The sequence below is a fragment of the Stenotrophomonas sp. PS02297 genome, from assembly GCF_029959705.1.
GTDB lineage: Bacteria > Pseudomonadota > Gammaproteobacteria > Xanthomonadales > Xanthomonadaceae > Stenotrophomonas > Stenotrophomonas nitritireducens.
Genome location: NZ_JASCOS010000172.1, coordinates 1 through 5,303, shown reverse-complemented (window position 1 = coordinate 5,303; position 5,303 = coordinate 1). Strand labels below are relative to the sequence as shown.

The 5,303-nt window shown below is 66.5% G+C and carries 5 protein-coding genes; 3 read left to right on the top strand and 2 right to left on the bottom strand.

Annotated elements, in window-relative coordinates:
• On the bottom strand, positions 1-259 hold a 259-nt coding region (locus tag QMX80_RS18125; RefSeq protein ID WP_282278572.1), incomplete at its 3' end, for a hypothetical protein.
• Between QMX80_RS18125 and nth the strand changes: the two genes are divergently transcribed.
• Positions 228-863 carry an endonuclease III gene (nth, locus tag QMX80_RS18120; RefSeq protein WP_282278570.1) on the top strand — a complete coding sequence of 212 codons (636 nt, stop codon included), beginning with the start codon at positions 228-230 and terminating at the stop codon, positions 861-863. The two genes, QMX80_RS18125 and nth, sit on opposite strands and share 32 nt — an antisense overlap.
• A 304-nt stretch (positions 864-1,167) precedes the next feature.
• Here nth and QMX80_RS18115 read toward each other — a convergent pair whose 3' ends face one another.
• On the bottom strand, positions 1,168-2,421 hold the full coding sequence (locus QMX80_RS18115; RefSeq protein ID WP_055764563.1) for a porin: 1,254 nt from the start codon (positions 2,419-2,421) through the stop codon (positions 1,168-1,170).
• A gap of 258 nt (positions 2,422-2,679) precedes the next feature.
• Between QMX80_RS18115 and pstS (QMX80_RS18110) the strand changes: the two genes are divergently transcribed.
• Both pstS (QMX80_RS18110) and pstS (QMX80_RS18105) read left to right on the top strand, forming a co-directional pair.
• On the top strand, positions 2,680-3,693 hold the full coding sequence (gene pstS, locus QMX80_RS18110) for a phosphate ABC transporter substrate-binding protein PstS (RefSeq protein ID WP_055764561.1): 1,014 nt from the start codon (positions 2,680-2,682) through the stop codon (positions 3,691-3,693).
• Positions 3,694-4,119: 426 nt separating this feature from the next.
• A complete protein-coding gene (gene pstS / locus QMX80_RS18105; RefSeq protein WP_055764560.1) occupies positions 4,120-5,208 on the top strand; it encodes a phosphate ABC transporter substrate-binding protein PstS in 1,089 nt (362 codons plus the stop codon).
• Positions 5,209-5,303 lie beyond the last annotated feature (95 nt).

Below are 5,303 nucleotides of genomic sequence, written 5' to 3'. Positions count from 1 at the left end.
GCGCGGCGCGCGCCGCCGCCGGCTCCAGACCGCAAGCCCGCCCTGCCCCCGGCCGCCGCAGCGATCCTGGCGCGGGCGCGAGCGAAGGCGGGGAACGCGTGAACAGGAACGAGAAACGAGTGGCGGCCAAGGCAGAAGCAAAAACGAAAGCAGTGGGTGAGCCGGCGACGAAGGTGAAGAAATCACGCTCTTCACCCGCGCCCCGCCCCGCCCCCCGCTCCAGGCGCATGACCGGCCAGGAAGTGCGCGAGATGTTCACGCGCCTGCGCGAACTGAATCCGCACCCCACCACCGAGCTGGAATACAGCACGCCGTTCGAGCTGCTGGTGGCGGTGACGCTGTCGGCGCAGGCCACCGACGTGGGCGTGAACAAGGCCACGCGCAGGCTGTTCCCGGTGGCCAACACCGCGCAGGCCATCCTCGCCCTGGGCGAGGATGGCCTGAAGCCCTACATCTCCACCATCGGTCTGTTCAACGCCAAGGCGAAGAACGTGATCGCCGCCTGCGCGATCCTGGTCGAAAAACATGGCGGCGAGGTGCCGGCCGACCGCGCCGCGCTCGAAGCCCTGCCCGGCGTCGGCCGCAAGACCGCCAACGTGGTGCTCAACACCGCTTTCGGCGAGCCGACCATGGCCGTGGACACGCATATCTTCCGCGTCTCCAACCGCACCGGCCTGGCGCCCGGCAAGGACGTGCGCGCGGTGGAGGACGGACTGCTGAAGGTGATCCCGGCCGAGTTCCTGCAGGATGCGCATCACTGGTTGATCCTGCACGGGCGTTACGTATGCAAGGCGCGCAAGCCGGACTGCCCGCAATGCGTGATCCGCGACCTGTGCCATTACAGGGACAAGACCGCCGCCTGACGCGGACGCGGCTTGGATGCAATGGCGCCGATCCGCTGCCGTTGGCCGGTGCGCAGGCCGGGCTGCCCGCAATGCGTGCTCCGCGACCTTTCCATCACCACACGCCCGGCCTCCTGCAGGAGCGGCTCAGCCGCGAAGGGGTTTCCCCTTTTGAATCCCCGCGCATGCAGGTGCGGGCTGTTGTGGAGGCATCCACGCAACGCCCCCCATCGTGGCGGAAGCCACTCCCGCCAAAGGCGGATGGTGGAACGAAGACGGCGGGCCGAAGCCCGCCGTCGCATGCATCACACCGGGGAGCGGGACCTTAGAACTTCAGGTCGCCCCAGATGCCCAGTTCCTTGGTCTTGGTCTGCGAAGGGCTGGCCAGGGAGCCGACGGTGGCGTCGGTGTCCTTGTACACCGCAGCCAGCTTGAAGCTCTTCAACACCGGGTACTCGATGCCGACGTTCCAGTATTTGTCCTCGCGGAACGGATTGAGCGTCTTGCTGGTGTCGGTGTTGTCGTAGCGGCCGAACACGCTGACATCGCCATTGGCGGTCTGCGCCAGGCGCACGCTGCTCCACAGCGACCAGCCCGTGGCCTTGTCGCTGAGCGGCGAGGCGACGGTCTGCTGGACCAGGCTCAGGTTCTTGGCGGTGAAATATTCGCCACCGACGCGGAACATCGGGCCGGCGTAGGCGACCATCACGTCACCGCGGCTGTAACGCTTCTCCGCGCTGTTGGTCTGCTTGTCCTGGCCGAGGTAGCCGCTGTAACCGCCCAGGGCGACCGCGAATTCCGGGGTGATTTCCCACGCCAGGCGGCCTTCCACGTCCACGCCCTTGCTGCGGCTCGGGTTCTTGTAGCCGGCGCCGTTGACCACGGACACGGCATAGTTGAAGCCCTGGCCCAGGTCGCCGCTGGCGTGCACGCCCCAGTCGGCCGAGTTGGCGTACTTCAGGCGGTCGGTCAGGGTGTTCTCGACATAGCGCATGCCGTAGTACTTCTCGACATAGCCGGTCCACGGCATGCCCGCCGCACCGACCTTCAGCACGAAGGCCGGATCGAAGGTGCCCTGCACATAGGCGTTCTTGACGAACAGTTCGGTGTTGCCGATGGCCGAGCTGTACTGGAAGTCGGTGGTCAGGTTGGCCGACCAGATGTCGCTGAACTTGTGGTCCACCGTCAGGTAGAAGCGCTTGACGTCGAAGCCGGTGCCGGTGGCGTCGGTCTTCTTGCCGTTGGTCTTCTGGTCGATGCTGCTGACGTCGAAGAACATGCGGCCGCCGATCTTGTTGTCGTTGACCAGCTTGGCCAGCTTGTCGACATTGGTCTGCGTCTTCTGCGCGCCTTCCAGCGCCTGCGCCTGGGTGACGTTCACTTCAGACTGCGCGTCGGACTGCGCCTGCAGCGATTCGGATTGGGTCTGCAACTGCTGTACCTGCGCCTGCAGGGCGGCGATCTGCGCCTGCAGCTGTTCGATCTGCGCGGGAGTCACGGCGGGACCGGCGGCGAAGGCCGGCGCCGAGGCCAGGCCAAGGCTGGCGGCGACTGCCAGGGCGAGCGAATGGGAACGCATCGGGGATCTCTCCAAGGGATGTGGAAGGGCTTCAGGTGGACGCCCGTCCAGCACGACCGCCGGGCAAGCGTTTTGCGAAGATTCCGTTAACCAGATGACAGCAATGCGACAGCGCGATGACGTTGCGACGACAGCGATGCAAAGACGCGACTGTCATCGAACCGTCATCACAAAGTCGCAAAAGATTCATGGTCAGCCCCTGCAATAGCGGTCTGCCGGCCAACGCCGGTCACCATTACCCTCAGGAGCCACTCCGCGATGTCTTCCTTCAAACTCCGCCTGCTCACCGGCGCCGCCATTGCCTCGTTCGCCCTGGCCGCGCAGGCCGCCGATATCACGGGCGCAGGTGCGTCGTTCGTCTTCCCGGTGATGTCCAAGTGGTCGGCCGACTACGCCACCGCCACCGGCAACAAGGTCAACTACCAGTCCATCGGTTCGGGCGGCGGCATCGCCCAGATCAAGGCCGGCACCGTCGATTTCGGTTCGTCCGATGCGCCGCTCAAGTCCGAAGACCTGGCGTCCTCGGGCCTGGCGCAGTTCCCGTCGGTGATCGGCGGCGTGGTGCCGGTGGCCAACGTGCCGGGCCTGCAGCCGGGCGCGCTGAAGCTCGATGGCCCGACCCTGGCCAACATCTTCCTGGGCAAGATCAGCAAGTGGAACGATCCGGCCATCGTCGCGCTGAACTCCGGCCTGGCCCTGCCCGACCTGAAGATCACCGTCGTGCACCGCTCGGACGGCTCGGGCACCAGCTTCAACTACACCAACTACCTGTCCAAGGTCAGCGCCGACTGGAAGAGCCAGGTCGGCGAAGGCACCACCGTCCAGTGGCCGGTGGGCATCGGCGGCAAGGGCAATGAAGGCGTGGCCGCATACGTCAAGCAGATCCGCGGCGGCGTCGGCTATGTCGAGCTGGCCTATGCGCTGCAGAACCGCCTGGCCTATGCGCAGATGAAGAACGCCGCCGGCCGCTTCGTGCAGCCGGGCGACGAGACCTTCGCCGCCGCTGCCGCCAGCGCCGACTGGGCCAATTCGCGCGACTTCAACCTGGTGATCACCAACGCCCCGGGCGCCAATGCCTGGCCGATCACCGCCACCAACTTCATCCTGGTGCGCAAGCGCTCCAAGGCCGGCAGCCTGAAGAACACCACCGATTTCTTCCGCTGGGTCTACAGCAGCGGCAAGAACCAGGCCAAGGAACTGGACTACGTGCCGCTGCCGGACACCCTGGTCCGCCAGATCGAGACCTACTGGAACCAGCAGAACCTGAAGTAATCGAGCAAAGAGCCGGCGGGTCCCTCTCCCTCGTCGCCTCGGGCGCGGATCAAGTGATCCGCGCCTTTTTTTTTGCCATCGCCCCCGGCGGCGATCCTCCGTGCGGAGAATTTCCAGCGGAGCGGGGCAACGCCCTGCTGGCGCATTACCGGCCAGGCCCCGCCGGGCGCCCCCGGCGCTACAGAACACCACCGCCTTGTAGAGCGGGGCAACACCCCGCTGGCGCATTACCGGACAAGCTCCCCCCTGCAGCGCCCGGCGCCGCGGAACACCGGGGCGTCACCCGCTCTTCGCACCCCTTGCGCGGGCCACCGCAGCGCCCTCGTTCCGCCTCCGCCACCCCGTGTAATCAGGCTGTAACAAAAACATCATTTCATAGCCGCATCCGCCGGCGATACCGGCACTTCTCCCGCCATGGAGCCCTGCATGAAACTGCACACGACCGGCCTTGCCGTCCTTTCCCTGGCCATCGCGCTGGGCCTGTCGGCCTGCGGCGGCAAGAGCGATTCCGCCGCTTCCAGCCCGGAGGCCGCCCCCGCTTCGGCACCGGCCGCGGGGGACAAGGTCGCCGCCGAGATCTCCGGTGCCGGCGCTTCGTTCATTTTCCCGCTGGTCTCCAAGTGGTCGGCCGACTACAACGCCGCCACCGGCGCCAAGATCAACTACCAGTCGATCGGCTCGGGCGGCGGCATCGCCCAGATCAAGGCCGGCACGGTCGATTTCGGTTCCTCCGACAAGCCGCTTTCCTCCGAGGAACTGGCCCAGGCCGGCCTGGGCCAGTTCCCGTCGGCCATCGGCGGCGTGGTGCCGGTAGTGAACCTGGAAGGCATCCAGCCCGGTCAGCTGCGCCTGAGCGGCGCACTGCTCGCCGACATCTTCCTGGGCAGGATCAAGACCTGGAACGACAAGGCCATCGCCGCCGCCAATCCGGGCGTGGCCCTGCCCGCCACCAAGATCACCCTGGTGCACCGTTCCGACGGCTCGGGCACGACCTTCAACTTCTCCAACTACCTGTCCAAGGTCAGCGGCGAATGGAAGGACAAGGTCGGCGAAGGCACCTCGGTGCAGTGGCCCGACGGCGTCGGCGGCAAGGGCAACGAGGGCGTCGCTTCCTACGTGCAGCAGATCAAGGGTTCGCTCGGCTACGTCGAACTGGCCTACGCGCTGCAGAACAACATGCCGTACGCGTCGATGCAGAACGCCGCCGGCAACTGGGTGCAGCCCACCGCCGAGACCTTCGCCGCCGCGGCCGCCAGTGCTGACTGGACCAATGCCAAGGACTTCAACCTGGTCATCACCAATGCCCCGGGCGAGCAGGCGTGGCCGATCACCGCCACCAATTTCATGTTGATGCACAAGCAGCCCAAGGACGCCAAGCGCAACCAGGACACGCTGGCCTTCTTCAAGTGGGCGTTCGAGAACGGCCAGCAGCAGGCCAACGACCTGCACTACGTGCCGCTGCCGGCCGAGCTGGTGACGCAGATCGAAGGTTACTGGGCCAGCGAGTTCAAGTGACCGGGACCCCGTGAGAGGACGCCGCGCCCGCCGGGCGCGGCGCTCCGCACCGCCTCCCGCCGCCCTCCCCCACAGGCCATGCCGCTGCCATGAAT

What these genes read in the sequence shown, in the direction of transcription:
- nth (WP_282278570.1), top strand. Translation starts at nt 228, where the DNA reads ATGACCGGCCAGGAAGTGCGCGAGATGTTCACGCGCCTGCGCGAACTG.
- QMX80_RS18115 (WP_055764563.1), bottom strand. Translation starts at nt 2,421, where the DNA reads ATGCGTTCCCATTCGCTCGCCCTGGCAGTCGCCGCCAGCCTTGGCCTG.
- pstS (WP_055764561.1), top strand. Translation starts at nt 2,680, where the DNA reads ATGTCTTCCTTCAAACTCCGCCTGCTCACCGGCGCCGCCATTGCCTCG.
- pstS (WP_055764560.1), top strand. Translation starts at nt 4,120, where the DNA reads ATGAAACTGCACACGACCGGCCTTGCCGTCCTTTCCCTGGCCATCGCG.